Source organism: uncultured Idiomarina sp., from assembly GCF_964010655.1.
GTDB classification, from domain to species: domain Bacteria; phylum Pseudomonadota; class Gammaproteobacteria; order Enterobacterales; family Alteromonadaceae; genus Idiomarina; species Idiomarina baltica.
Genome location: NZ_CAXGLS010000034.1, coordinates 1 through 26,005 on the forward strand (window position 1 = coordinate 1; position 26,005 = coordinate 26,005).

The following is a 26,005-nucleotide window of genomic DNA, read 5'->3' on the forward strand; positions in this document are numbered from 1 at the left end:
CACAGAATATTCGATGATGCTTACCCTGAATATCCTCGAGTCGATAACCCATAGTTCGGCAAAAGTTATCATTTGCCCACAACACGTGACCTTGGGTATCAAACTCAATAGCCGCCATCGAGCGGCTAATCGCTTCGGTAATCGAACGTTGTCGATTGAGCTGCTCCACCTCGGCGGTGACATCCGAAGCAATTTTCATAATACGATTCACGCGCCCCTGAGCATCGCGCACGGGAAAGTAGGTCGCCTCTAACCACAGTTCTTCACCTGTCGGCCGTCGACGCTTAAACCGACCTTTTTTCGCAACCCCCTGAGCAAGATCCCGCCAAAACTGGCGATAGTCGTCCGAGGCGGCAAGCTCACTATCACAGAATTGCCGATGATGGCGCCCGACGATATCCTCTAATGAACACTGCATCGCGCCTAAAAACACATTGTTAGCATCAATGACGTCACCTGTTGGGGTGAAGTCGATGCGTGCGACGTGGTCATCAATTGCGTCAAACGTCGACTGTAGCTGTGAAACGACTTGCTGTGTCGTCTCGAGTTGTTGCTTTATTTGCCGATTAAACATACTTTCCTCCGGCATTTTAGAGTATGCACTCTAAAATTTGTGACTAAGGATCCTTGCAACTAAGCGATGAACTTATCTCTTAAGCTTTGGATGGATTAAAGGTGATTTCCCACAAGTGGCCATCAGGGTCTTTAAAGTAGGCACCATAGCAATGCCAAGGCTGCCAATGAGGCGGCTTGATAGACTCTGCAAAGGCATGCATAGCGCGATCAAATAAAGCTTCAACCGCGGATTCCGATTCTAAATTAAGACTTTGCATGGTGGTACCCATGCAAGGCGAATGTACGCTATTGATCTCTAATTGGCGATTAAAACTTTCGCGTGGCCAAAGCGCAATTTTGACGCTCCCTTGCGGGGAAAAGAATGCCACCTGCGTGTCATCTTCTCGATTACCTTGCAAACCTTTATTAGGCCAATTAAATACTTGGTTGTAAAACTCAAAACTTCGATTGAGGTCATCGACAACCAAAGTGATGACACTTAGATATCCACTCATACGACCTTTTAAACTCCATTTAAACTAAGCTAGGCACTCACCCCAAAGTGCGCTATTCTCCGCGCCAATTACTTAACATGCACTATGGGGGGATAATGGAAAACGACAAAAAGGCGTTTCTTTATGCACTTTCCGCTGTGTTGCTATGGTCTACGGTAGCAACCGCCTTCAAGATCACGCTTAACTACCTCTCCCCCCTGCAAATGGTGACCGCTGCGAGTGCCGTTTCATGCCTCGTGCTGACCTTGGTGGCATTTATTCAAGGTAAGCAAGCGCAACTTTTGCTTGAGCTGCGCCGGATGCCTCTTTACTACCTTTTAATTGGTGTGCTCAACCCCACGGTATACTACTTAGTGTTGTTCGAGGCCTACTCGTTGCTTCCCGCATCGGAGGCTCAACCGCTCAATTATACCTGGGCCATTGCGCTCACATTTATGGCAGCGGTATTACTTAAACAAAAAATTCGTAAGCGGGATTGGTTTGCCAGCGCTCTGGGCTATTTAGGCGTGCTGGTGATTGCGACGCGTGGCGATATTATAGGACTTTCATTCAGTAATCTAGAGGGCGTTTTATGGGCACTACTATCGACCTTTCTTTGGGCCTTATACTGGATTATCAATACCAAACGTAACGCTGATTCGGTCGTACAGTTAGTGCTTGCTTTCGGTTTATCGCTTCCGTTCTTGTGGGTAGCATCAGTATGGTTTGACGATTGGAGCGGGATCCCATGGCAAGGATGGCTGGCAGTGAGCTATGTCGGCTTATTTGAAATGGGTATTACCTTTTTGCTGTGGATGAGCGCAATGAAAACCGCAACCAATACATCACTTATTAGTAATTTGATATTTTTATCGCCGTTTATTTCGCTGATTTTACTCAACCAGATCATTGGCGAAACGATTCACATGAGCACTATCGCTGGCTTAGTACTGATTATCACCGGGTTAGTCTTTCAGCGCATTCGCATTAAAAAGAAATCCCTTGGTTAATGACCATTAAAAAAGGCGCTCTGTGGAGCGCCTTTTTTCTAGTCAGTCCCGTTAGACCATATTCACCAGCATGCTGGTAGGATCTTCAAGAAACTCTTGCCAACGCTTATTAAAGCGCGCGATGGTGCCGCCATCGATAATACGGTGGTCGCCTGACCAGCTCACCGTCATCATCTTACGTGCAACCACTTGACCATTCGCATCAAAACGTGGCAACTCTTGTACTTTTCCTAAAGCGACAATCGCTGCTTCGGGCTTATTAATGATCGGCGTTGCCACCGTGCCGCCAATAACACCGATGTTTGAAATGCTGATGGTACCGCCTTTCATATCGGCTTGTGGTACTTTGCCCTCGCGTGCCGCTTGGGTCAGACGTGTCACTTCATTTGCCACATCGATAATACTCTTGTTTTGTACCTGTTTTACATTAGGTACCAACAAGCCGATTTTGGTATCAACCGCCATGCCGATATTGTGGTCGTCAAAATAAGTGACTTCCGTGCAATCATCGTTGACCTGCGCGTTCATGATCGGAAACTCTTTCAGCGCCAATGACAGCGCCTTAATAAAGAACGGCATCACCGTAAGGCGAACACCTTGTTCTTTATATTGCTCTTTGAGTTTTTCACGCAATGCAATCAAGTTCGTCAGGTCAAACTCGTCCGAGTAAGTGAAGTGCGGAATGGTACTGACAGAGTTCATCATCTGCTTCGCCATCGCCGCTTTCACACCACGGATTGCTTCGGTACGCGTACCACCGCTCTGCTGTGCAGGAGTCGTCGTTTGCTGTTGTGTACTCGCTTGTGGTGCTGACTTATCACCTGCGACAAAGTCTTTAATGTCTTGTTTTAACACTCGACCTTTTTTACCCGAACCTGGCACATCCGCGATGTTAATGCTATTTTCACGCGCTAAACGACGCACCGCAGGACTCGCAACGGCCTTACCTTGACGCGCTGGTTGCGCAGGTTCTGCCCCGCCATCAGCCGACTGACTTGGCGTGTTCTTCTGCTGCGCTTGTGCTGAATCTTTAGTCTGCTTGCTTGGCTCAACGCCACCAGCGGGTTGCAGTGCGAATAACGGTTTGTGGACCTCAGCGATATCACCTTTCTTGTGATAAAGCTTAACCACTTTGCCGTCTTCTTTAGCCGGGATTTCAACTGTCGCTTTGTCAGTCATAACTTCGACAACGGGCTGATCTTCTTTGACCTCATCGCCTTCGCTGACGAGCCACTCAACGATTTCGCATTCCACGATACCCTCACCGATATCCGGCAGAATGAAATCAGTGGTTTCAGCATCATCCGAAGAAGCAGGTGCAGCATCGTCAGATGCCGGCGCTGCATCATCAGAAGAATCACCTTCGGCGTTGATGCGGAATAATGGCTCGTGAACTTTTGCGATATCACCTTTCTGGTAATACAGCTTCTCAACAACGCCATCATCCTTCGCAGGAATTTCAACCATCGCCTTGTCGGTCATTACTTCAACAACCGGCTGGTCTTCTTTTACGGTATCGCCTTCGGCTACAAGCCATTCAACAATTTCACACTCGACGATGCCTTCACCAATATCCGGCAGAATAAAATCTTTACTCATGACATTGACCCTTAGTAGTTCATCGTGCGTTTAATGGCTTCGTAGATCTTCAGATGATCCGCCATATATTCTTTCTCATGGCACAATGGATAAGGAACATCCAAACCACACACGCGCGCAATCGGCGATTCAAGATACAAGAAGCATTTATCCTGTACTGTCGCTGCGATTTCACTCGCAAAGCCGCTGGTTATCGGCGCTTCTTGGCTGATAACTAAACGTCCCGTTTTCAACACCGACTCAGTGACGGTTTTTACGTCCCACGGCAAAATCGTGCGCAGATCGATTATTTCACATGAAACACCGTCTTTCTCAGCAAGTTCAGCCGCTTTTTCAGTCATTTCCATTTGTGCGCCCCACGCGAGTAGCGTGATGTCAGCGCCTTCTTTAACCACCTCAGCTTGACCGAGAGGAATCGTGTACTCTTCCTCTGGTACATCACCGGTTGAAGCACGGTATAAGCGCTTAGGCTCCATGAACAGAACCGGGTTGGGATCAAAGATACTGCTCAGCAATAACCCTTTGGCTTCGTATGGGTTACGTGGCATGACGATTTTTAGGCCCGGCGTATGTGCAAAATAGGCTTCCGGAGATTGCGAGTGATAGTGACCACCTGCAATACCACCGCCATACGGCGTGCGAATCGTTAAACCCCCGACGTTAAACTCGTTACCTGAGCGATAGCGGAATTTAGCTGATTCGTTAACGATTTGGTCAAACGCTGGGAAGATATAATCGCCGAACTGTATTTCTGCGACGGCGTAGCTGCCTTGTGATGCCAAGCCATTCGCGAAACCAATAATACCTTGCTCAACGAGCGGCGTATTAAAGTTACGGTGTTTACCATATTTCTCGGTTAAGCCTGAGGTCGCGCGGAATACACCACCGAAACCGCCAGTATCTTCGCCGAAGCTGTATACGTTGTCGTGCTTAGCCATCGCCAGGTCTAAGGCGCTGTTGATGGCTTGTAGTAAATTCATTTTAGCCATTAGTCCAGTCTCCCCGACGTTTTCGGATAGGCATCCGGATATTTGCGAATGTGTTCTTTAAGTTCTTCAAGCTGTTCTTTAAGCAACTCATTCGGTTGGTCGTAAACGTCATTGATAAGTTCATCAATGTGAGGAGCTGGCACTTTCTCGGCCTCTTTCAGTGCTGCTAAAACGCTGGCTTTAACTTTCTCGTGCTGACTGGTGATGTGCTCTTCGGTCAACCAACCTTCGTTCAACATCCACTTTTGCAGACGTTCAAGCGGATCTTTCACTTTCCACTCGTCTTCTTCATCACGCGTACGGTAGCCGGTCGGATCGTCTGAGGTTGAGTGACCCGACATACGATAAGACATCGCCTCGATTAATACAGGCTCGTCTTCTTCAACGGCGAGACGACGTGCTTCTTGGGTTGCTTTCAACACAGCAAACACATCATTACCGTCGACACGGATAGTTTTGATGCCGTAACCAATACCACGGGGTGCGATACCATCGCCGCCGTATTGCTCACCTTGAGACGGTGTAGAAATCGCATAACCGTTATTTCGACAGAAGAAGATTACCGGCACTTTATAAACTGATGCCATGTTCAGTGCAGCGTGGAAGTCACCTTCAGATGCCGCACCTTCACCGAAGTAGCAAATAGTACATTTGCCGGTTTTATCCATTTTTTGGCCAAACGCGTAACCGGTCGCCTGTGGAATCTGAGTACCCAGAGGTGAACTGATGGTCATGAAGTTAAGCTCACGACACCCGTAGTGAACCGGCATCTGACGCCCTTTACCGAGATCTTGTTCGTTTGAGAACAACTGGTTCATGAACTGTTCAACGGTAAATCCACGATAAGCCAGCGCGCCTTGCTCACGGTATTGACCCATGATCATGTCGCCTTGGTCTAACGCCGCGGCTGAAGCCACACTTTCAGCTTCTTCGCCACGCGAAGCCAGGTAGAAACTAATACGACCTTGGCGTTGTGCGGCAATCATGCGTTCATCCAAGGTACGGATGAACAGCATAGTGTCATGAATTTTAACGATGAGATCCTTATCGTACTCTGGCATCTCAACGCCTTTATGTAAGCTGCCGTCTTCTTTAAGAAGCTGCAACATGGGAATAGTTACTGAGTCACTGTCAAACCACTGTGACTGGGTCACTATCTCTGTATTGTGTTTTTTATCCTTGGCCATAACCTTCTCTTTCGGTTTTAAGCAGGGTGTAAATTTGCCGCTACTTTACCTTTACGTAAAGTGTCATGCAAACAGCCCACGGGAGAATATCCAGTGGGCCTAGTGTAAATGGAAACGAACAGTTTTAACAAATATTATGCGGAGATTAGACCAGCTCGAGTGATTCTGTCGGTACTCGGATTACGGTCAACAAAGCGCGTTGCCCCAATGCCACCTGCGCATTGGGGAAAATAATATGTTCGCCATCATGCTGTGCGTAAATGTTTTCGCCACCATCAATCGCTAATAGGTCGCCTTTGTCAAAAGCGGTAAAGTTAGCTACGTCATCGGCGAAATTAAGTTCAAATTCTTCGTGTTGACGATTAATCGTTTGCGCTTCAGCAAACATAAAGTGCTGTTCTGGTTCAAACTCAGGGAAACTAAGCGCTTGCTCACCCACTAGCCGACGCAGCGTATCTTCTGCCGCTTGGAAATCCACACGATTATTCTCGCCAAATTTTTTCACTTTACCCAGCTCAACGGTAAATGCCTGAGCTCCGAAGGTGTTGTATGAAAAATAAGAAAACGTTGTGGTCGGCTGTTGATTTAATAAAATAGTATCAACACCGCACGCGAGTAAAAACTGCAATTGCTCACGATGATATGGCTTACCGTCGGTAAACGGATGAACGGCAAATTTTTCGCGCTTCGAGTCGCGAATAGCGGTATGTAAATCATAGTGATAACGGCGACGTTCTCCCTGTAGCGCCGATGTGTAAAAACGCTCGCAATAGCCTTCAATTTTTTTCGCACGCTCGCGTTCTTTATTCTGTTGATCACCTTGACTATGCGCACCGCTAAATAAACGGTTCATATTTTCTTCAACAAACCGCTGTTCAATATTAATTGAAGCCGGGTTTGCAATTAGAAACAGAACGCGATGAGCGACTGTCTGCTCACCCGAAATAATGTCCTGAATAATATCGCTGCAAATTTCAATGGGGGCGGTTTCGTTGCCATGAACAGCACACGATAAAATAATATCTTTGTCGCCGGTATGCTTCGGTTCAACAACCAACACGCCACTGTCCCAAACCGTTAATTGAGTACCGTTATCTAGTGTTTTCTGAAATTGTTCGGGGTAGCCCCACTCATGTTCTCGAGTCCAGTTAAGAAAATTGCTAAACACTTGGTCCACCATCTTACTCCTTCACTTTTTTCCCGGGGACAAACCCTTTGGTCGCTAGCAAATCACGTAATACCCGTGATTTATATTCACGCCGGTACAGTACCCAGACGACGATGGCGCTTGAGATCACCAGCATCACCGGATGCAAAAACCATGACATGTACGCGAGTGCAAAATAATACGTTCTTAAGCCTTTATTATATTCATGACCGGATTGGTCCAATACTTTCGCAGCATGACGAGCAAACTCTTCCCGTTCTTCTTCCGGGCGCTGATTTTGCTGATAATTTACGCTGACACCGAGTAACACTGACACGAAACCAAACTGCCGTATAGCCCAAGTAAATTTGAAAAAGGCGTAGATAAATATAAGCGCTAGCACAGCAAGCTTAAACTGCACCATATTCACATGAGCGGTGGGTGTTAGCGGTAGTTCGTTGAGTACATTTACAAGCTGGTCGGCATGCGCAAGTACGGTAATTACACCCGCCAACACCAGAATGGTCGAAGATGCGAAAAACGTCACTGTACGTTCGACGTTACCGATAAGTGATGCATCGGCAATTTGATTATCTTTGTGCATCACGTTACGCATCCAATCAATACGCAGCTCACACAAAATACTGGACAAACAGTGTGTGGTTTTAGCGCGCTTACGCGCGAACAGAGAATAACCTATCCAGCAAACAAAAAAGAACAACAAAACAATGATGTCGATCATTGATAGCAGCATAGCGTCCCCACACCTGATAATTGTGCCCACATTAATCGGCTTATGTTAACAGTTTATGACAACTTTGATGAGCGCAATTTAAATTTAAACCGTAATGCTACCTCAACCAGACACAAAAAAGCCGAGCACGGAGGCTCGGCCTTTTGCAGCGCATTAAATTAATAATCTTTTAATGCTTCTTCCGTAGTTTCTTCTTTGGGCTTAGGTGGTTTCGCCAAACCATACCAAGACAACATCGTTTGCGTGTTGCGTTTTGCATCATCCAAAATCAGGTAGAGACATGGAATCAGCAACAAGGTAATAATCGTTGCGAAAATAATACCAAATGCCAAGGATATCGCCATTGGAATAACGATCTTCGCCTGTAATGACTTCTCTAGCACGATTGGTAGTAAGCCGAAGAACGTCGTTAACGACGTCAGCGTAATCGCTCGGAAGCGTCGACAGCCCGCATCTAACACCGCATGACGCAATTGCGTACCCTCTTCACGCGCTCGGTTGACATAGTCGACCATTACCAAAGAGTCATTTACCACGACCCCGGCTAAAGCAATGATGCCGAACAAACTCAGGATGCTTACCGGCATACCCAAAATCCAGTGGCCAATAATCGCACCAATAATACCGAACGGGATTACTGACATTATGATAAGCGGCTGGCTGTATGAGCGCAGTGGCACAGCCATCAGCGCGTATACCGCAAACATAGCTAATACGCCACCAATGGCCAATGAACTAGTCGCTTCCGCCTCATCTTGAGTCGCGCCTTGCAAACCAAACCCAACACTTGGATGACCCTCCAAGATCTCAGGTAATTTCACGTTGCGGATCTCTTGCACGATACTAGAGGGCTCGACTTCATCCTTGTTCACGCGAGCTCTCACGTTTACTGAACGCTGACGATCGATACGCGTAATGGTGTCATAACCTTGCGAGTGTTCAATCTCAGCCAACTCGGTAAACGGAATCTCGCCGCCATCCGCTGTACGTAACTTCATATCTTGCAAGTTACCCACCGATTGACGTTGAGATTCAGGGTAGCGCACCATGACTTTAATTTCTTCGTCGCCACGCTGAATACGTTGCGCCTCAGCTCCATAGAAGGCATAACGCACTTGCGTAGCCAACTCGCCAAGATCAATACCCATGGCTTCTGCGAGTGGTTTGGTTTTGAGCAAAATCTCATCTTTGCCGTCACCGAATGTATCTTCGATATCAAACACACCATCGTAAGTCGACATGACTTGCTTCAGCTCGTCCGCTGCAGATTTAAGCTCATTGAGATTTTGTCCCGTCAACTGGAACTCGATATCGAAGCCACTGCCACCGCCAATACCACCCTGGAAGTTAACGGTACGTACACCGGCTAATTCTGGCACGTTTTCGCGCCATTTATTAACAATCGCATAGCCGTCGATCTCACGTTCTTCGCCTTTTTTCAACTCAGCAAAGATAGTGCCGCCGGTATTACCGTTCATCCAAATATTGGTATGACGAACAACACCTGAGCCTTCTTCTTCAGCGATAGTGTCATCGACCGACTTAAGCCCGTTCTCGACCGCTTTTAAGACTTCAATAGTGCGCTCTTCCGACGTTCCTGGCTGCATTTCAATGTTTGCCTGAATAAAGTCACTCGGGATATCTGGGAAAAAGACCCAGCGCACAATCCCACCATTGATTAAGCCAATCATCAAAATCAGCATCCCCACAAAGGTTGCGAGCGTGGTGTAACGATAATGCAAACACTTTTTAAGGAACGGCCGATAATAGCCAGTTACGAAGCGCTGAACAGCGTCGGCAAACCGGTTACGGAAGCGCTGAAAAGCATTCGGTTTATCTTTGCCATCTTTTGAGTACTTCATATGAGCGATATGCGCAGGCAATATCAACTTAGACTCAATTAACGAGAACATTAAGCAAAGGATGACGACCCAAGCAATAGACTCCCAAATCGCGCCCATACCGCCATCCACCATCAGCATAGGCACGAACGCCACCATGGTGGTCAGAACACCGAACGTCGCTGGCATCGCAACCCGCTTAGCGCCACGAACGACGTTGTCTATCGACTTCCCTTTTTCCTCAATCTCGGTATAGGCACTTTCACCTATCACAATGGCATCGTCCACGACGATACCGAGCACTAATATGAAACCAAACAAGGAAATCATATTAATGGATACATCAAACATCGGCAGCGGCATAAGCGCTATGGTGCCTAAGAAACACACAGGAATACCGATCATGACCCAGAATGCCAATCGCAGTTGCAAGAACAACGACAGCATGAGGAAAACTAACAGCCCCCCCATCCACATGTTGTTTAACATGAGGTCGAGACGACCTTGCAGGTAATATGACGAATCCCCCCAATACGCGACTTTTACTTCATCAGGGAGTGAAGCATTTTTACGTTCCGCATAGTTTTTCACCACTTCAGCGATTTTAAGATCGTTCTGATCGCCTACCGAGTTAACCCGCACAAAAGTCGCTGGCTTACCATCGAAACGAGTGAACGCTTCCGTCTCGACGAATCCATCAGTAACTTGAGCGATATCACCTAAGGTTAATCGAGTACCATCAGGACGACTGATCAGAACGATTTTCTCGAACTCATCTCCGACATACGCCTGATTATTAGCTCGTAATAAAATATCGCCATTGGGCGTTTTGATAGAACCACCGGCGACATCAAGCGATGTACCACGCACTGCATTAACAATTTGCTGGAAGCTCAAGCCATAACGTTCAAGGTCTTCTTGCGAGATTTCGACCGCAATTTCGTAGTTACGCGCACCGACCACTTCGACTTTGGTGATACCGCCCACTTGCTTAAGATCATCTCGGACTTCTTTAGCTAACTCTTTGCGTTGCCGCTCCGTCACATCACCGTAAACAGTCATCCAGATCACGTTGCGGTTAGGTCGCACGCGATAGATGTTGGGCTTTTCAATTTGTTGTGGGAAGTTCGGGATGGCGTCCACCAGCATTTTAACTTCGTCCATCACCACTTGCACATCGTAATCGGGTTCGACTTCGATAGTGACCGAGCCAAGGCCCTCTTGAGATCGCGATGTCATCTCCTCAACACCATCGACATCTTCAAGCGCATCTTCGATTAACATGATGACGCCTTGCTCAACTTCCTGAGGCGCAGCACCTGGAAATGGCACCTGAATACTGATTACGTTCAGTGAAATTTCCGGAAACATTTGCTTGCGGACACTGAATATAGACATCGCGCCCGCAACTACAATTAGGAATAATAGCAGGTTAGCGGCAACCGAATTACGCGCGAACCATGCAATAATGCCCTTATTGGTATCTTCTGTACTCATTGTCATGACCTCTTAGCGGTTCGCGTTGCTCGCCGTTTGTTCGTTGCCGGCTTCGCCACTATCCGACTCTGCTGATGGCTGGTTATCGCCTTCTTGTTGTTCTTTTTGTGCAGTCGACTCCATCTGTGACGGGAGCGGATCACCCTCTAAACGAACAGGTGTGCCAGGCAACGGATTAGCTAACTGTGTTAACACGACCTTGTCACCACGCTTCAGTCCGCCACTGATGATTGAATCATTACTCTGGGTGCGAATGACTTGTACGGTACGATGCTTAAGAACACGTTCCTCATCGACAATCCAAACTGAGCTATCTTCGTTGATCGCATAAGTCGGTACACTCATGACATTCGATACCGATTGACCTTCAATCTTAGCATCGACAAAACGACCGAAGCGTAGCGGTGCATTGTGTGTGTTGCCATCAAGGTTGTATGGGTCTTTAACTTCCACAACGCCATAAACAACGCGGCTATTTTCATCTAACACGCCTTCGGTACGCACCAAGCGCCCTTGCCAATCAGTACTGATACCGTTCACCATGGACTGAAGGTGTACCATCGGCTGTTTACCTTCGCTCGGCATATCAAGATACGTCGTATCTAAATCGCTCAGTGGCAGGCGAACTTCGGCGGTACCGGTGCCATATAACATAGCAACTTGACTGCCTGAGCCGACAAACTGACCTAAGTCAGCTTGCTTCGACCGCAAAATAGCATCAAAAGGCGCACGGATTGTCGTACGTTCTAAGTTGCGTTTTGCCATTGCTAAATTAGCTTCAGCTGATTCAACCGCAGAAAGTGCGCTGGCAAGCTGAGGTTTACGTAAACCTAATGCAGGCGCTTCACCGTCTTTAAACATCGCCCACTCTTCTTCAGCGACACGAGCGCGTGCTTTTTCTTCCTCAAGTGCAGACTGCGCTTGTAGCAACTGTGCTTTTGCTTGTTGAACAGCGACCTTGTAATCACTTGGGTCAATCTGCAACAACATGTCGCCTTTGCTGAAAAAGCCACCGGCATTAAAGTTATCAGCGATGTCTATGATCTGACCGCTTACCTCAGAAAGTAACTGAGTGCTGTGCTTAGGTCTTACAGTTCCCTGTGAATCAACAATAAATGTCATATTCTCAGGCTGGACCTCTTTCACCTCGACCATTGGGGCCGGTTTTACGTTTTGTTTTTTCTCGGGAGGTTTACCCATCATACTCGCCAACACGGCGAGTCCGATAAATAGAAGTATAATGACGGGTGGGATAAAGGCTCTTTTCTTAATCTTCATAATTGTCGCTCAGTCAATTGGTTAAGAATATTTTGTTATAGCCTTATTATCGCCGTAATAAATGTAAATTGTTAGCACAGATGTGTTGCTATTTATGAGTTTCGCCCCCTAAGTTGTAACGGACTATTACAAACTCAGCTGAAACCCTTGTTACCCCTCAAGTAACCACCGCTCTGCCGCTTCCACCGCAGCCGGTTTACCACTTAACAACACAACATCATCGACTGCTAACTCAATTTGATCTGTTAAATCAGTCACTTCGACATCATCACGGCGAATAGCTTTAAGCTCTACATTACGTTTAGACCAGTCTAAATCTTCGACCGACTTACCAACCGCCCATGCGTGTTGAGGTAGCGGCACGGCGTGTAAAAATTGTAGTTTCTCTAACCGTTCGGGATCCATATCCGTATGCGAGCCTGGGAAAAAGCCATGCATATCGCCATAGTGGTTACGTCGCTCTTGTTCTAGGCGCGTGAGAATGCGACGAATAGGCACGCCGGAGCGGTTCAGCACGTGCGATATCAACATCAGACTCGCTTCTAGCGTATCCGGCACAACCTGTGAAGCGCCGGCTTCTTGCAACGCAGTCAGACGGCTATCATCGCGGCTTCGCACTAAAATAAAAGCGTCTTCGTTCATGGCACGGATTTCTTTTAGCGTTTTTATCGCATAGGTATCATCGGCATAACTAATCACGATTAATGGCGCATGTTGTGCCCCAACGGCACGCAAGATATCGCGCTTAGCGCTATCACCAAAATAGACTTTCGCGCCCCCTGCCACCGCTTCTTGCACACGCATCGGGTCATTGTCGATCGCGACATGTTTAATACCTTCGGCTTCCAAGAATCGTGATACGGTCTGCCCGACCCGTCCGAAACCACAAATAAGTGCCGGAGCCGCTTGTTCCTCTTCGGATTGATCCGAGTGGATACCTGATGAATCACCTTCATCGTGTGCCAAGAACGCTACCAAAGGTTGTAGTTTTTGAATGACTAGTGGGGTAATCGCCATACTTAACACACCCACACCAATCAGAATGGAACTGATCCGAGGCTCTAAAAGCCCGTAAGACGCCGCCAAAGAGACAAGTACGAAGCCAAATTCACCCATCTGAAACAGCGAAACCGCGGCAGCCCATGCATCACGTCGGTGTTCACCCATCATGCGCGCTACACCTTGAATCAACAATACCTTAATTAGCGCCATAACCAGCAAAGTGGCGACTATCCAGTGAAACTCAAATACCACAGCATGCAGAGACAGTTGCATACCGACGGTGGTAAAAAATAGTCCCATTAAAATGTCACGGAAAGGACGAATATCGGCTTCGAGTTGATGTTTGTACTTACTTTCGCCAAGCATCATACCGGCTAAAAAGGCTCCAAGCGCCATCGACAGACCAAATAAATGCGTCAAACCGCCAGCGACCAACGCCACTAAAAGCGTTGCTAAGACGAATAATTCGTCAGTGCGCTGCCGGGCGATTTCTCTAAATAGGAACGGCAACACCCACTTGCCAATTAATAGGAGTACAGTAATCACGGCAGCGCCTTTTAATAGCGCAAGCAATAGGCTGTAAGCGATATTCTCGCCGCCTTGACCAGCTAACAAAGGAATAGCTATTAATAGCGGAACGACCGCGATATCTTGGAATAACAATACGGCAACGGTCATTTGTCCGCGTCGCGTCGCCGTTTGCGAGCTTTCACTGAGCTGTTTTATCACCACCGCGGTTGAGGAAAGCGCCAGCGCTCCAGCTACAGCGAGTGCGGCTGTTGGGCTATCAAGCAACCAAAGCCCTAGGCCCATGAATAAGGCCAGTGAAACAAGCACTTGAGCCGAACCTAAGCCAAATACCCAACGCCGCATAGCGAGCATTTTCGGTAGCGAGAATTCAAGACCTAACGAGAACAGCAACAGTACAATACCCAGTTCAGCAATCAGGTGATACTCGTTTGGATCGGCTATCCAACCCATTACATCGGGTCCTGCAATCACACCCGCGGTAAGATACGCCAAAATAGCGGGTAGCTTTATGCGCCGAAATGCCCAAACCAGAACCACGGCCACTGCAAGTAACATCAGTAAACTGGCAAATGTACCGTACATAGGCTGCTCCTTATCGTTATTTTCATTCTGTCAAAATAATAACACTGTTTGGATGACAATCGTTTTACTAATTTAACTTTTTGATACTATTACGCTTTTATCTAAGTGGCATAGGTTTTGCTTAAATCTATTTTTATTTCAGTTAAGTCGTCGTCATGTTGAATAAAATAACGATAAAACAAAACACCCAATGCAGCATGCCACAGAAATTATCGAGTCATCTGTCACGTCGTGAAGATTGGCAACGGTCGCGTTCCCTCTCCGAGCGACTACAAACGACCTTGAACGTTGATGAGTTCTTTATAATCTATGGTTCGCATTTGCATAAGCGTGTGCCTATCCATTCCATCCGCTTCGAGAGCCCATCTCTACAGCACACTATTGCCCTTTGGCAGGGTCAACCAAAATACCAACATGCGGTGTTGGTTTACGCTGATGATCAGTTACTCGGACAGATGACTTACACGTTCTCACAACCGCTTTCGTTTCTTCAAAAAATGCGGTTAAAAAAAATACACTCACATCTCGTCTTTCCACTTAAGAATTTATTAGCGTTTCACAAAGTGAGTCAACTCGCCGCTCGTGATCCACTGACACAACTATTCAATCGAACTATCGTGCGGTCGCGTATCATCGAGCTCATTCATTCCGCTGAGCAGCATGAGCATACGTTAATGATGATTGATTTAGACAACTTTAAGCAAGTCAATGACAGCGAAGGTCATGATGTTGGTGACGCTATTTTACAACAAATTGCCGCAATCATCGGCGATGAAATTGATCAACATCACACCGCGATAAGGTATGGCGGTGATGAGTTTCTGCTTATATTACCGCACACCTCATTACGTGCCGCTCACGACACGTTTAAACGAATGCAACAACGATTATGCGAACACAGATTGATAAACCGATATGATATTAAACTCAGTGCTGGATCGGTCTGTGTTCAACCTTATTTGAGCGCTGAACAGGTGTTAGCGCAAGTTGATGAAAATATGTATGCGGCGAAACATGCAGGTGGCGCACGTCATTTTTATGAAGGACGTAGCGATGTTAGTCCTCATCGCCCTGCTGCATGCTAATGATGAGCGGAGGTTGCTCACCACTTACTTCATTCAGCCATCCGACTCCGGGTAACCACAACCAACTCCCGGAACGAATAATCGGTAATTCTTCTCGTAACCACCACGGAATGCGCGCTTGCTTTAACCACGCCCGAATGGGTTTACCGCCGTCGCGCTCGGGCTGGTATAGTTTGATTGATTTCAATTCCGCAGACAGATCGGTGAGACGGGCTAACACAGGTGAGTTTTCATCTACACGCGCGCCGTTTAGTTGCCAAACGAGCTCGCCATAAGGGTGCGGTAACTGCACACGGTGACCTGACATGTGCATCTCTTGGTCAGCGTGTTCAAACCACCAAAGCGCATTAGCAAACCTATATACACAGCCGGAGGCCAGGTTAACGGCGACTTTTGCATCATTTGCAGCGCTCAGCGCTTGTTGACAAATTTGATGCAATTGAGCTTGCGACGGCATGCGTTCACATCCCGTCTGGTGTGTCAGCCAATAGCGTATCGCAGCGCGCTGTAGTGGTTCAGAAAAATGAGCAAGTTCCGTTAAACTTAAACCTGTATTTAGCCATGCATGAGAGCACCACGCGTTGTTAAGTTTGTCGGCTAGCAACTCATCGAGTAAAGCATCTTGTTCTGCACATAACGCGGCTGAACGCAGCACACTTTGCCCGAATTGTGGCCAGCGCTGCTCTAATTGAGGTATTACTTTGTGCCTCAGATAATTCCTCTCGATGCGCGTATCATAATTGGTATTATCTTCTATCCAAGTTAGCTGGTGCTCATGCGCGTACTTCAGGATAGCTTGTTTACTGACTTCGAGTAACGGCCGTACCAGTTTCCGTTGACCAACAAATGGCTGGACCTCAGCCATCGATGCGAGACCTCGGGGCCCACTGCCTCGTTTCAATTGCAATAAAAAGGTTTCAATTTGGTCGTTTCGATGCTGTCCTAGCAAAATGATGGCATTATCTGCCGTGAGTTCTGCCAAACGCTGATAACGCCGCTCACGCCCCATGGCCTCTTTCGATACTCGGTTTTTCTCTATAAAGGTGAGGTCTTCAAAGTGAGACGCCATACCATAACTTTCGACACTTCCTTTAATCGTTTCTGCCCAAGCCGGAGATTGAGGATGAAAATGGTGATCGAGATGGATAGCGAGATATTCGTATTGCGGGTTCCCTTGTCTGAACCGGTTCAAACAGTCGAGTACGGTTTGTGAATCGGCACCACCACCCAAGGCAACAACGAGTTGTTGCCCGGGCACTAGATGTAAGCGCTGTAAACTTTGCTGGAATTTAGAATACAGCGTATCGCTCTTCATAATGGCTGATTAGCAATAACCGAAAGACATCAACTTCTGATAGCGCTGATCGAGTAATTGTTGTTTCTCTAGACCCACTAAGTCATTAAGGTCACTGTTTAGTTGCGCCTTTAATCGGTCCGCCATTTCGTCCATGTTACGATGCGCACCGCCCAGAGGTTCTGGAATAATCGTATCTATTAAGCCTAATGACTTACTTTTATCTGCGGTAACCCCCATCGCTTCTGCTGCAAGCGGGGCTTTTGATGCGCTTTTCCATAGGATCGACGCACAGCCCTCTGGCGAGATAACAGAATACGTGCTGTATTGCAGCATGTTCACGCGATCACCGACACCAATCGCTAAAGCACCACCGGAGCCACCTTCGCCAATTACGGTACAAACGATAGGTACAGTAAGACGCGCCATGACTTTCAGGTTACGCGCAATCGCTTCACTCTGGCCACGTTCTTCGGCACCAATCCCGGGATACGCGCCCGGTGTATCGATAAAAGTGATGATGGGCATATTAAAACGCTCAGCCGTCTCCATTAAGCGCAACGCCTTTCGGTAGCCTTCAGGTTTTGGCATACCAAAGTTTCGACGTATCTTATCTTTGGTTTCGCGCCCTTTTTGCTGGCCAATAACCATCACGGGTCTGCCATCAAGTCGCGCTACACCACCGATAATCGCTTCATCGTTTGCGTAAGCACGATCGCCTGCCATTTCATCAAACTCAGTAAAAATGCGCTTGATGTAATCCAGTGTATAAGGGCGCAGAGGATGACGCGCTAACTGCGCAACCTGCCAAGCGCCTAACTCAGAGAAAATTTTCTCGGTCAGCTCTTTGCTCTTTTGCTTAAGCCGTTGGAGCTCTTCTTCGATATTTATATCAAGCTCACCACGTTCGCCAACATTCTTTAATTCTTCAATTTGGGCTTCGAGTTCGGCTATCGGTTGTTCAAAATCCAAAAAGTTTAGGCTCATTATTTAATGTTTCCTCTAAAACTCGAGCGTGACCCACTGTTCACCCAGTAGATCGTGTAAATGATGTATTAGTTCGTCAGTCGGCTCAACATACCACTGAGCCCCAACGTTCATCGAGGCCAACGCGCGTTCGCCTCGGTAATGAATTTTTACTGGGCAGGTGCCTTGTGCAAAGGGTCGCATTGTCTCAGCGAGACGCTTAGTCATACCCTTTTCAATTTGTTCACCGGTCACCGTGATCGCCAAATGTTTAACAAAACTGGCACGCGCCTGCTCAATTGTCATTACTTCTCTGGCGACCATTCTATTACTGCCAGAGAAGTTATCAAATCGTACCTCACCTTTTGCCCACAAAATTCTGTCTTTTTCGAGCACGTGTTGGTAACTATCGTATTCATTACTATACAGCATCACATCCATACGTGCGCTTTTATCGTCTAATGTAACAATCGCAAAGCGTTGCCCACGTTTGTTGGTAATCACACGAACGTCAATTACCAAGCCGGCTACTCCCACGTATTCGTTTTTACGGGTCTCATTAACATTAGCAAGCTGCCCGACCACGTAATGCTGTAATTCTGCTCGAAAGCGGTTAATAGGATGTCCAGTCAAGTACAGACCTAGGGTCTCTCTCTCACCTTCGAGCCATACCGCTTCAGGCCAAGGTTTTACTTTTTCAAATTCGTGCTCAACGGCTTCAGGCTCTGTCGTGAGCACGCCAAACATATCAGCTTGTCCAATGCTTTCAGCCTGACGGTGTTGCACAGCTTGCCGCATTGCCTTTTCAAGGGAAGCCATCAAACTGGCACGATGCGGACCTAAGCTATCCATCGCACCGGCACGAATCAAACGCTCTAAAACACGTTTGTTGAGTTTCTTGAGATCGACACGACAGCAAAAATCGAATAAGTCCGTAAATGGACCCCCTTCATTACGTGCCTCTAAAATGGCCTCAATCGGTGCTTCACCCACGCCTTTAATTGCGCCAATACCGTAAACGACGCGTTGTTCATCATCGACGGTAAACTTGTACACCCCTTTATTAACATCCGGAGGAAGCAACACTAAGCCCATGCGTTCGCATTCATCCGCTAGGGTGACGATTTTATCGGTGTTATCCATATCCGCCGACATGACCGCTGCCATGAATTCAGCAGGATAGTGCGTTTTCATCCACAAAGTTTGGTAAGAAACTAACGCGTACGCGGCCGAGTGAGATTTATTAAACCCGTAGCCGGCAAACTTCTCTACCAAGTCGAAGATCTTCATCGCTAACTCGGGATCGATATTATTGTTGTGCGCGCCCTCGCGGAATACCTCTCGCTGCTTCGCCATCTCTTCCGGTTTCTTCTTACCCATCGCACGACGCAACAAGTCGGCACCACCGAGCGAGTAGCCTGCCATCACCTGGGCAACCTGCATCACCTGCTCTTGGTATAGAATAACGCCATAAGTTGGCTCGAGTATCGGCTCAAGACACTCGTGTTGATACGTTTCATCGGGATAAGATACTTTTTCTCGCCCGTGCTTACGATCAATGAAGTTATCAACCATACCTGATTCGAGAGGGCCCGGTCGGAACAGCGCTACCAACGCGATGATGTCCTCAAAACTATCCGGTAGCAGTCGCAAAATCAGCTTCTTCATTCCAGCTGATTCGAGCTGAAAAACGGCTGTTGTTTCAGCGCGTTTGAGCACATCAAAACACTGTTTGTCATTTAAGCTAATTGCGTTGATATCAATGAGCGGTTCGCCCGCCTCTTTCTTGCGTGCATTAACCATATCCAATGCCCATTGAATGATGGTCAATGTCCGTAGCCCTAAAAAGTCAAACTTTACGAGTCCCGCCGATTCCACATCGTTCTTGTCGAACTGAGTAACCGGGTTTTTACCCTCATCATCACAATAGAGTGCGGCAAAGTCAGTAATAGTGGTCGGCGAAATGACCACGCCGCCCGCATGTTTACCTGCGTTACGTGTCACGCCCTCTAAGATACGAGCGAAATCTATCAATTCTTTGACTTCTTCGTCGGCATCGTACCGTTCGCCCAATTCGGGCACTTGCTCAAAGGCTTTTGCCAACGTCATGCCTGGATCGCCAGGTACCAATTTAGAGATGCCATCAACAAAGCCGTAAGGGTGACCCAGCACACGCCCTACGTCTCGAATCGAGGCTTTAGCGGCCATCGTACCGAAGGTAATAATCTGTGATACCGCGTCGCGCCCATACAGTTCTGCGACATGGTCAATCACTTCGTCGCGTCGATCCATACAAAAATCGACATCAAAGTCTGGCATTGAAACCCGTTCTGGATTCAAGAAACGTTCGAATAGTAAGTCAAATTCGAGCGGGTCGAGATCGGTGATTTTTAACGCGTAAGCGACTAGCGAGCCTGCACCTGAACCACGACCCGGCCCCACAGGAATATTGTTATCCTTACTCCACTGAATAAACTCCATGACGATAAGGAAATAGCCCGGGAACCCCATCTGGTTAATGACATCGAGTTCGGTTTGCAAGCGCTCATCGTAAGGAGGACGTTTTGCTTGACGTTCTGCCTCGTCGGGAAATAAAAATTCTAGTCGTTCTTCTAAACCTTCGCGCGAAACCTTAACGAGGTAGTCACCTTCCGTTAAATCACCTGTGGGAAACGCCGGGAGGAAATATTCACCTAAACGAATGGTGACATTACAACGTTTTGCGATTTCAACGGTGTTTTCCAACGCTTCGGGTAAATCGGCAAACAGCTCGTGCATTTCTTCAGCACTGCGCAAGTACTGTTGTGGTGAGTATTTTTTGGGACGTCGCTTATCACCGAGTTGATAGCCATCATGAATAGCGACTCGAATTTCGTGTGCTTCGAAGTTCTCTTCTTCGAGGAATACCACTTCGTTCGTCGCGACTACCGGCAAATCATGCTCTGCCGCGAGTTGAACCGCACTATGCAGATACGCCTCTTCCTCTGCGCGACCGGTACGAATAAGCTCGAGATAAAATCGCTCAGGAAAGTATTGCTTATAGAACGCCAGGCTCTCTTGCAAAGGTTCCTGATGACCTTTCAACAACGCTCGGCCAATATCCCCTTCGCGCGCGCCCGAGAGCAGAATGATGCCGTCATTATGCTGCGCCAGCCAGGCTTTATCAATCACCGGCTTGCCCTGCACGTGACCGCGCAAATAGGCTTTTGAAATGAGTTGGATAATCTGCTGATATCCATCATTGTTCATTGCCAATGCGGTCAGGCGAAAAATCTCACCTTCGGGGTAGTCGCCCCATACCCATAAGTCAGCCCCGATAAGCGGCTTGAGACCTTGGCTGTGAGCTGCGCCATAATATTGCACCAGACCACAAAAGTTCATTTGATCGGTAAGCGCCATAGCGGGCATATTCATGTCCGCCACACGCTGACAAATGGGCTTCACTTTAGTAAGCCCATCCACCATTGAAAAGTCACTGTGAATTCTTAAATGAACAAAAGAAGTATCTGCTGCCATTAAAAACCTAATTGGTAAACTGCATGCTGAATATTAAGCCGATATTCTGCCTTATCGGGCTATTCAAGTACATGCTTAGTGCAGTTTTAAACGGGGTTTAACCGCGTGGTTCAGCTTATCCACAGCAATAACGAGCAGCATCTTCCACCAGCCGTGTAACGCACGTTGATGCATGCGGTAGAGACTCGCATAAGCATAACGCGCCAGCGTGCCCTCGATAGACATCGATAAGCTCTTACTTTGCATTAAGTTCCCTACGGCCGAAAATCGGCTGAGCGACACCAATGAACCACGGTCTTTGTACTTAAATGCTTTGGGCGCTTTACCTTTTTGCATGCGACGGATATTTTTATAAAGACAGTCAGCCATTTGATGAGCCGACTGCGCACGCGGTGGGACAAAGCGGTTTTCGTCAATGGCACAGGCGGCACAATCGCCCAATGCATAAATTGAATCGGCACCTTTTGCTTGTAAGAACGAATCAACTTCGATCTGATTATTTTTCCGCGTTGGCAGACCTAATTCCGTCAAGAAATCAGGTGCTCGAACCCCGGCTGCCCACACCATTAGATCGCCTTTGATACTTTGTCCATCATTAAGTACCAACTGACCTTTTTGGGCTTCCTTGGCGGGGTTACCAAGCAGCACTTTTACTCCGAGTTTATTAAGCTTTTTATGCACCGATTGTGATAAACGCTCGGGCAATGCGGGTAATAAGCGCTTACCTGCTTCAACTAACGTGATATTCAGTCGATCGCGAGTGAGGTGGCCTAAACCATAGATTGACAGCAGAGACACGGAATGTACTAGTTCAGCAGCAAGTTCAACACCGGTGGCACCGCCGCCTACAATAGCGACGTCTAGGGTGACATCATGACCATCTTCGAGTGCTTGGTTAACACGCAAGAATTCGTTCAAAAGATGATGGTGAAAAGCATCGGCTTGCGCCGTTGAATCGAGGAAGTAGCAATGTTCAGCGACACCTGGCGTACCAAAATCAGCAGTGACGCTACCGACGGATAGAATAAGCTTGTCATAATTTAAAGTGCGCGGTGCCAGCACTTCCTCGCCTTCCTCCTCTATCGCCGATAAAGTAATGGTTTTATTGTCTTTATCAACGGCTTCCAGCGTGCCCACGATAAACCGAAAGCCAGAACGAGCTCCTTGTCCTCGGTAATCAAGTTCTGCGAGTCGCGAGTCAAGCGCACCTGATGCAACCTCATGCAGTAACGGTTTCCAAACGTGCGTGCTATTTCTATCAACTAATAACACTTCTGCCTTACCGGAGCGCCCTAAACTTCTTCCTAATTGGGTCGCCAACTCTAAACCACCTGCACCGCCTCCAACCACGACAATTTTTTCTGTCATTGCTTGTAATATCCCTGCCGATAAATGAAAAAGCCACTGGCGATCATAACGCCAGTGGCTTTTATTTACAGCACTATATTACAGATTTACTAAATGTTTTTAGTCAACTTTTGGTTCCGTCAAACCACGACGCTCAAGCAGGGCTTCAACAGTCGGTTTTTGACCACGCCAATCGATGTACTGCTGCATCGGATCTTTACTGCTACCCTGCGATAAGATATCGCGACGGAATGCTTGACCATTTTCTAGCGTCAAACCACCATTTTGGTTCATATACTTAAATGCATCTGCTGCAAGCACCTCGCTCCACATATAAGCGTAATAGCCAGCAGAGTAGCCGCCTGCAAAGACATGTGCGAAATAGGTCGAACGATAACGCGGTGGCACCGCTTCAACCGCTACCCCATTTTCTTCAAGGGCTTTTTGCTCGAACTCGCCCACATCACCAATATCTTCTCCCGCCGGTACTGTGTGGTATTCCAGATCGAGCAATGCCGCTGCAACGTACTCTAAGGTGTCAAAACCTTGGTTGAAATTACGTGCCGCAAGTACTTTATCAAGCAACCCTTGTGGAATCTGCTCGCCGGTCTCATAGTGTTTAGCATAGTGAGCGATTACTTTAGGATTCAAAGTCCAGTCTTCTTGGAACGTAGATGGGAACTCGACATAATCGCGCGGTACGTTAGTACCCGCTTGTGACGGATATTTCACATCAGAGAACATACCGTGTAACGCGTGACCCATCTCGTGGAACATCGTGGATACTTCATCAAAGCTCAATAAGGTCGGCTCACCTTCTGGTGCTTTTGTGATGTTCATGTTATTGAGAATAACAGGCTTTTGATTAAGCAGTTCTGATTGGCTGCGGAATGAACTCATCCAAGCACCACCACGCTTGCTCTCGCGCGCATAGTAATCGGCATAGAACAGGCCTAAGCTTGAGCCATCAACATCAAACACTTCATAGACTTCAACGTCAGGATGATAAACTGGAATATCATCACGTTCTTTAAATGTGATGCCAAACAGCTGGTTCATCGCATAGAACACACCATCTTTTAACACACGGTTGAATTCAAAGTATTGTTTAACTTGTTCGCCATCGATTGCGTATTTAGCTTCACGCACTTTCTCAGCGTAGTAGAACCAATCCCACGGCTTCAGTTCGAAGTTTTTACCGTCTGCATCGATAGCTGCTTGAATTTCTTGCGCTTCGCGCTCAACGTTCGATACAACCGCTGGAACCAAGTCACGTAGCATGTCTTGTGCGGCCTCTGGGTTACCTGCCATATTGGTTTCTAAGGTGTAATCTCCCCAGCTATCGTAGCCTAATAAACTCGCCTTCTGAGCACGTAACTCAACGAGTTTCTTAACTAGAGGACGTTGGTCTGTTTTCGTGTTCCCAGTGCCACGGTTAGCTGAAGCTTCCCATACACGCTGGCGTAACTCACGGTTTTCGAGCTCTGCTAGAATCGACTGGCGCGTGGTATTAGTTAATACAATGGCATACTCACCTTTATGGTCGCGACTCTCAGCAGCACTAGCTAACGAGCGAATACGGCTATCACTCAAACCTGCCAGCTCCGCTTTATCCTTAACGTAGATAACATTTTCTTGTGTCAGGTTCATCAAGTTGTTGCGAAACTCGGTAGTGAGACTTGATAGCTGCTCATTGATATCACGGATTTTTTGTTTATCCGCATCACTGAGTTGTGCACCTGAACGTACAAAGCTTTTGTAAGTATCTTCAAGCAAACGTAAAGAAGCCGTATCTAGATCCAGTGATTCACGCTTGTCATATAAAGTTTTAATGCGTGCAAACAAGTCTGCGTTGAGCGAGATATTATCGCTATGCGCTGACATTTTCGGCGCTAACTTGACTTGCAAATCACGAATTTGATCGTCGCTGTTTGAAGATGAAAGATTATAAAACACAGCGCTTACACGATTCAGGATCTGGCCTGATTTTTCCATCGCAACGATGGTGTTCTCAAAGGTAGGCGCTTCTGAGTTTGAAGCAATTGCTTCAATCTCTTCCATGTGCTCTTTCATGCCGCGCTCAAATGCAGGTTCGAAATGTTCGAATTTGATCGCATCGAAATCAGGTGCTTGATACTGCAGTGGGCTAGGCTCAAAAAATGGATTTTGTTGAGCAACGTCTTTACTCGCTTGTTCCGCTTGCGCGGTTTCAGCTTGTTGTGAAGTTTGTTGGTTCTGTTGTTCAGCATCGCTACATGCGGCGAGCGATAGCGCTGTACCAATAGCAACGGCTACGAGCGTTTTACGCATAGTTATCTCCTAACTTGTTATTGTGATATTTAATTTCTTTACTTTATGGTTATATTGTAACAGTGGCAAGCGCGTAACGCTCAAACGGCGTTTTTTTTCGACTAGTGCTAGGAAGGCATGAATTACAGGCAAAAAAAAAGCCCCAACGTGGGACTTTAATTTTTGAGAAGTGGCGGAGCGGACGGGACTCGAACCCGCGACCTCCGGCGTGACAGGCCGGCATTCTAACCAACTGAACTACCGCTCCACATTCTCAGAGTGTGCGTGACTTAATGGCGGAGCGGACGGGACTCGAACCCGCGACCTCCGGCGTGACAGGCCGGCATTCTAACCAACTGAACTACCGCTCCACTAAGTCACTGTGTTGGGGGTTGCCCCCTCAACGCGGCGTGAATATTACGAGTGACCACCGATTCAGTCAACCCTTTTTTTAAAGATTTTTATATTTTCCCGTTCGTTTGACTGTTAAATGTCCAGATGAGACGTTTTTTAATCATTTTTATCATGACTATCCGTTGCTGCCGACTTAGTTCGTCTCTTTCGGAACCAAATTGCACTCACTCCGAGTAGTACCAAGATCACATTAATTGCCACAATAATGATTAAATTCACCACCGCTTGCGACTCTTGCTCCTCAATTTGCCGTTGCTTTTCTATCCGCTGCTGTTCTAACGCGGCTCGTTTAGCTGCAAATTGCTCCGCTTTCGTTAAGGTATTCTTGTCAGGACGTTTCGAAATAAAGCTATAGTCATCGATCACTAACTCAAACTCTCGACCTTGCTTATTTGTCGCAAAAATCGTCATATCGATGAGATGGCGGCCAAAGTCGAGGTTTGCAATAGGAATATTAACGGTATTCGTTTCTACTTCCGTTAATGAAAAGTCGCGCTTTTCACCATTAGGAAAGTCCACCGTTCCATTAATCGCCATGCTGCTCAGTTCAACACGACCGTCATCAATAGTTAGAATTAGTTGATGATCCTGCTCAGCTCGATTCGCTTGCTTAACACTCAAGGTTATT

17 protein-coding genes, 2 tRNA genes and 1 pseudogene are annotated in these 26,005 nt (G+C 47.3%); 2 read left to right on the plus strand and 18 right to left on the minus strand.

The features are described 5' to 3' along the window. Together ABNS04_RS09015 and ABNS04_RS09020 are read right to left on the minus strand one after the other, a co-directional pair. The coding region (locus ABNS04_RS09015; protein WP_348671375.1) for a PAS domain-containing protein at positions 1-574 on the minus strand (574 nt) is incomplete at its 3' end. Positions 575-653: 79 nt separating this feature from the next. After that, positions 654-1,070: a VOC family protein gene (locus ABNS04_RS09020; protein WP_272978545.1), complete on the minus strand. Its 417-nt coding sequence runs from the start codon at positions 1,068-1,070 to the stop codon at positions 654-656. Positions 1,071-1,165: 95 nt separating this feature from the next. Between ABNS04_RS09020 and ABNS04_RS09025 the strand changes: the two genes are divergently transcribed. Further along, positions 1,166-2,059, plus strand: coding sequence for a DMT family transporter (locus ABNS04_RS09025; protein ID WP_006955706.1), 894 nt, complete (start codon positions 1,166-1,168; stop codon positions 2,057-2,059). Positions 2,060-2,110: 51 nt separating this feature from the next. Here the strand turns inward: ABNS04_RS09025 and ABNS04_RS09030 are convergent, their stop codons facing one another. The 8 genes from ABNS04_RS09030 to ABNS04_RS09065 all read right to left on the minus strand — a co-directional run bounded on the left by ABNS04_RS09030 (position 2,111) and on the right by ABNS04_RS09065 (position 14,466). Continuing rightward, entirely contained in the window at positions 2,111-3,658 is a 1,548-nt protein-coding gene (locus tag ABNS04_RS09030) for a dihydrolipoyllysine-residue acetyltransferase (protein WP_272978544.1), read from the minus strand. Positions 3,659-3,669: 11 nt separating this feature from the next. Next, a complete protein-coding gene (locus ABNS04_RS09035) occupies positions 3,670-4,647 on the minus strand; it encodes a transketolase C-terminal domain-containing protein (RefSeq protein WP_006955708.1) in 978 nt (325 codons plus the stop codon). Further along, on the minus strand, positions 4,647-5,834 hold the full coding sequence (locus ABNS04_RS09040) for a thiamine pyrophosphate-dependent dehydrogenase E1 component subunit alpha (protein ID WP_006955709.1): 1,188 nt from the start codon (positions 5,832-5,834) through the stop codon (positions 4,647-4,649). The genes ABNS04_RS09035 and ABNS04_RS09040 overlap by 1 nt, the downstream gene beginning before the upstream one ends. Before the next feature lie 145 nt (positions 5,835-5,979). Further along, positions 5,980-7,011 (minus strand): succinylglutamate desuccinylase, encoded by a 1,032-nt coding sequence (gene astE / locus ABNS04_RS09045; protein WP_272978547.1) that lies wholly within the window; start codon positions 7,009-7,011, stop codon positions 5,980-5,982. A 4-nt stretch (positions 7,012-7,015) separates the two neighbouring features. Then, a complete protein-coding gene (locus tag ABNS04_RS09050; protein WP_006955711.1) occupies positions 7,016-7,735 on the minus strand; it encodes a DUF599 domain-containing protein in 720 nt (239 codons plus the stop codon). A 158-nt stretch (positions 7,736-7,893) separates the two neighbouring features. After that, positions 7,894-11,073, minus strand: a complete 3,180-nt coding sequence (locus ABNS04_RS09055) for an efflux RND transporter permease subunit (protein ID WP_272978541.1) — start codon at positions 11,071-11,073, stop codon at positions 7,894-7,896. Positions 11,074-11,085: 12 nt separating this feature from the next. Beyond that, positions 11,086-12,351, minus strand: a complete 1,266-nt coding sequence (locus tag ABNS04_RS09060) for an efflux RND transporter periplasmic adaptor subunit (RefSeq protein WP_272978539.1) — start codon at positions 12,349-12,351, stop codon at positions 11,086-11,088. Between the two features lie 150 nt (positions 12,352-12,501). After that, positions 12,502-14,466 carry a monovalent cation:proton antiporter family protein gene (locus ABNS04_RS09065; protein ID WP_272978538.1) on the minus strand — a complete coding sequence of 655 codons (1,965 nt, stop codon included), beginning with the start codon at positions 14,464-14,466 and terminating at the stop codon, positions 12,502-12,504. A 155-nt stretch (positions 14,467-14,621) separates the two neighbouring features. On the opposite strand from ABNS04_RS09065, the gene ABNS04_RS09070 reads away from it, so the two are divergent. Beyond that, positions 14,622-15,551 (plus strand): GGDEF domain-containing protein, encoded by a 930-nt coding sequence (locus ABNS04_RS09070; protein ID WP_272978537.1) that lies wholly within the window; start codon positions 14,622-14,624, stop codon positions 15,549-15,551. On the opposite strand, the gene tilS is transcribed toward ABNS04_RS09070, so the two are convergent. The 8 genes and pseudogenes from tilS to ABNS04_RS09110 form a co-directional block, all read right to left on the minus strand. Continuing rightward, entirely contained in the window at positions 15,523-16,866 is a 1,344-nt protein-coding gene (gene tilS / locus ABNS04_RS09075) for a tRNA lysidine(34) synthetase TilS (RefSeq protein ID WP_272978535.1), read from the minus strand. The genes ABNS04_RS09070 and tilS overlap by 29 nt on opposite strands. A gap of 9 nt (positions 16,867-16,875) precedes the next feature. Then, complete coding sequence (gene accA / locus ABNS04_RS09080) at positions 16,876-17,832, minus strand: acetyl-CoA carboxylase carboxyl transferase subunit alpha (protein WP_272978534.1); 957 nt, start codon at positions 17,830-17,832, stop codon at positions 16,876-16,878. Between the two features lie 15 nt (positions 17,833-17,847). After that, entirely contained in the window at positions 17,848-21,327 is a 3,480-nt protein-coding gene (dnaE, locus tag ABNS04_RS09085) for a DNA polymerase III subunit alpha (RefSeq protein WP_272978533.1), read from the minus strand. 75 nt (positions 21,328-21,402) lie between these two features. Next, positions 21,403-22,695, minus strand: a complete 1,293-nt coding sequence (locus ABNS04_RS09090) for an NAD(P)/FAD-dependent oxidoreductase (RefSeq protein ID WP_272978532.1) — start codon at positions 22,693-22,695, stop codon at positions 21,403-21,405. A gap of 99 nt (positions 22,696-22,794) precedes the next feature. Next, positions 22,795-24,984 carry a M3 family metallopeptidase gene (locus ABNS04_RS09095; RefSeq protein ID WP_272978531.1) on the minus strand — a complete coding sequence of 730 codons (2,190 nt, stop codon included), beginning with the start codon at positions 24,982-24,984 and terminating at the stop codon, positions 22,795-22,797. Positions 24,985-25,154: 170 nt separating this feature from the next. Further along, positions 25,155-25,231 (minus strand) — tRNA-Asp (locus ABNS04_RS09100). 26 nt (positions 25,232-25,257) lie between these two features. Continuing rightward, positions 25,258-25,334: transfer RNA gene (locus ABNS04_RS09105), tRNA-Asp, on the minus strand. Positions 25,335-25,473: 139 nt separating this feature from the next. Continuing rightward, a pseudogene (locus ABNS04_RS09110) lies at positions 25,474-26,005 on the minus strand (TIGR03503 family protein); the annotation flags it as partial.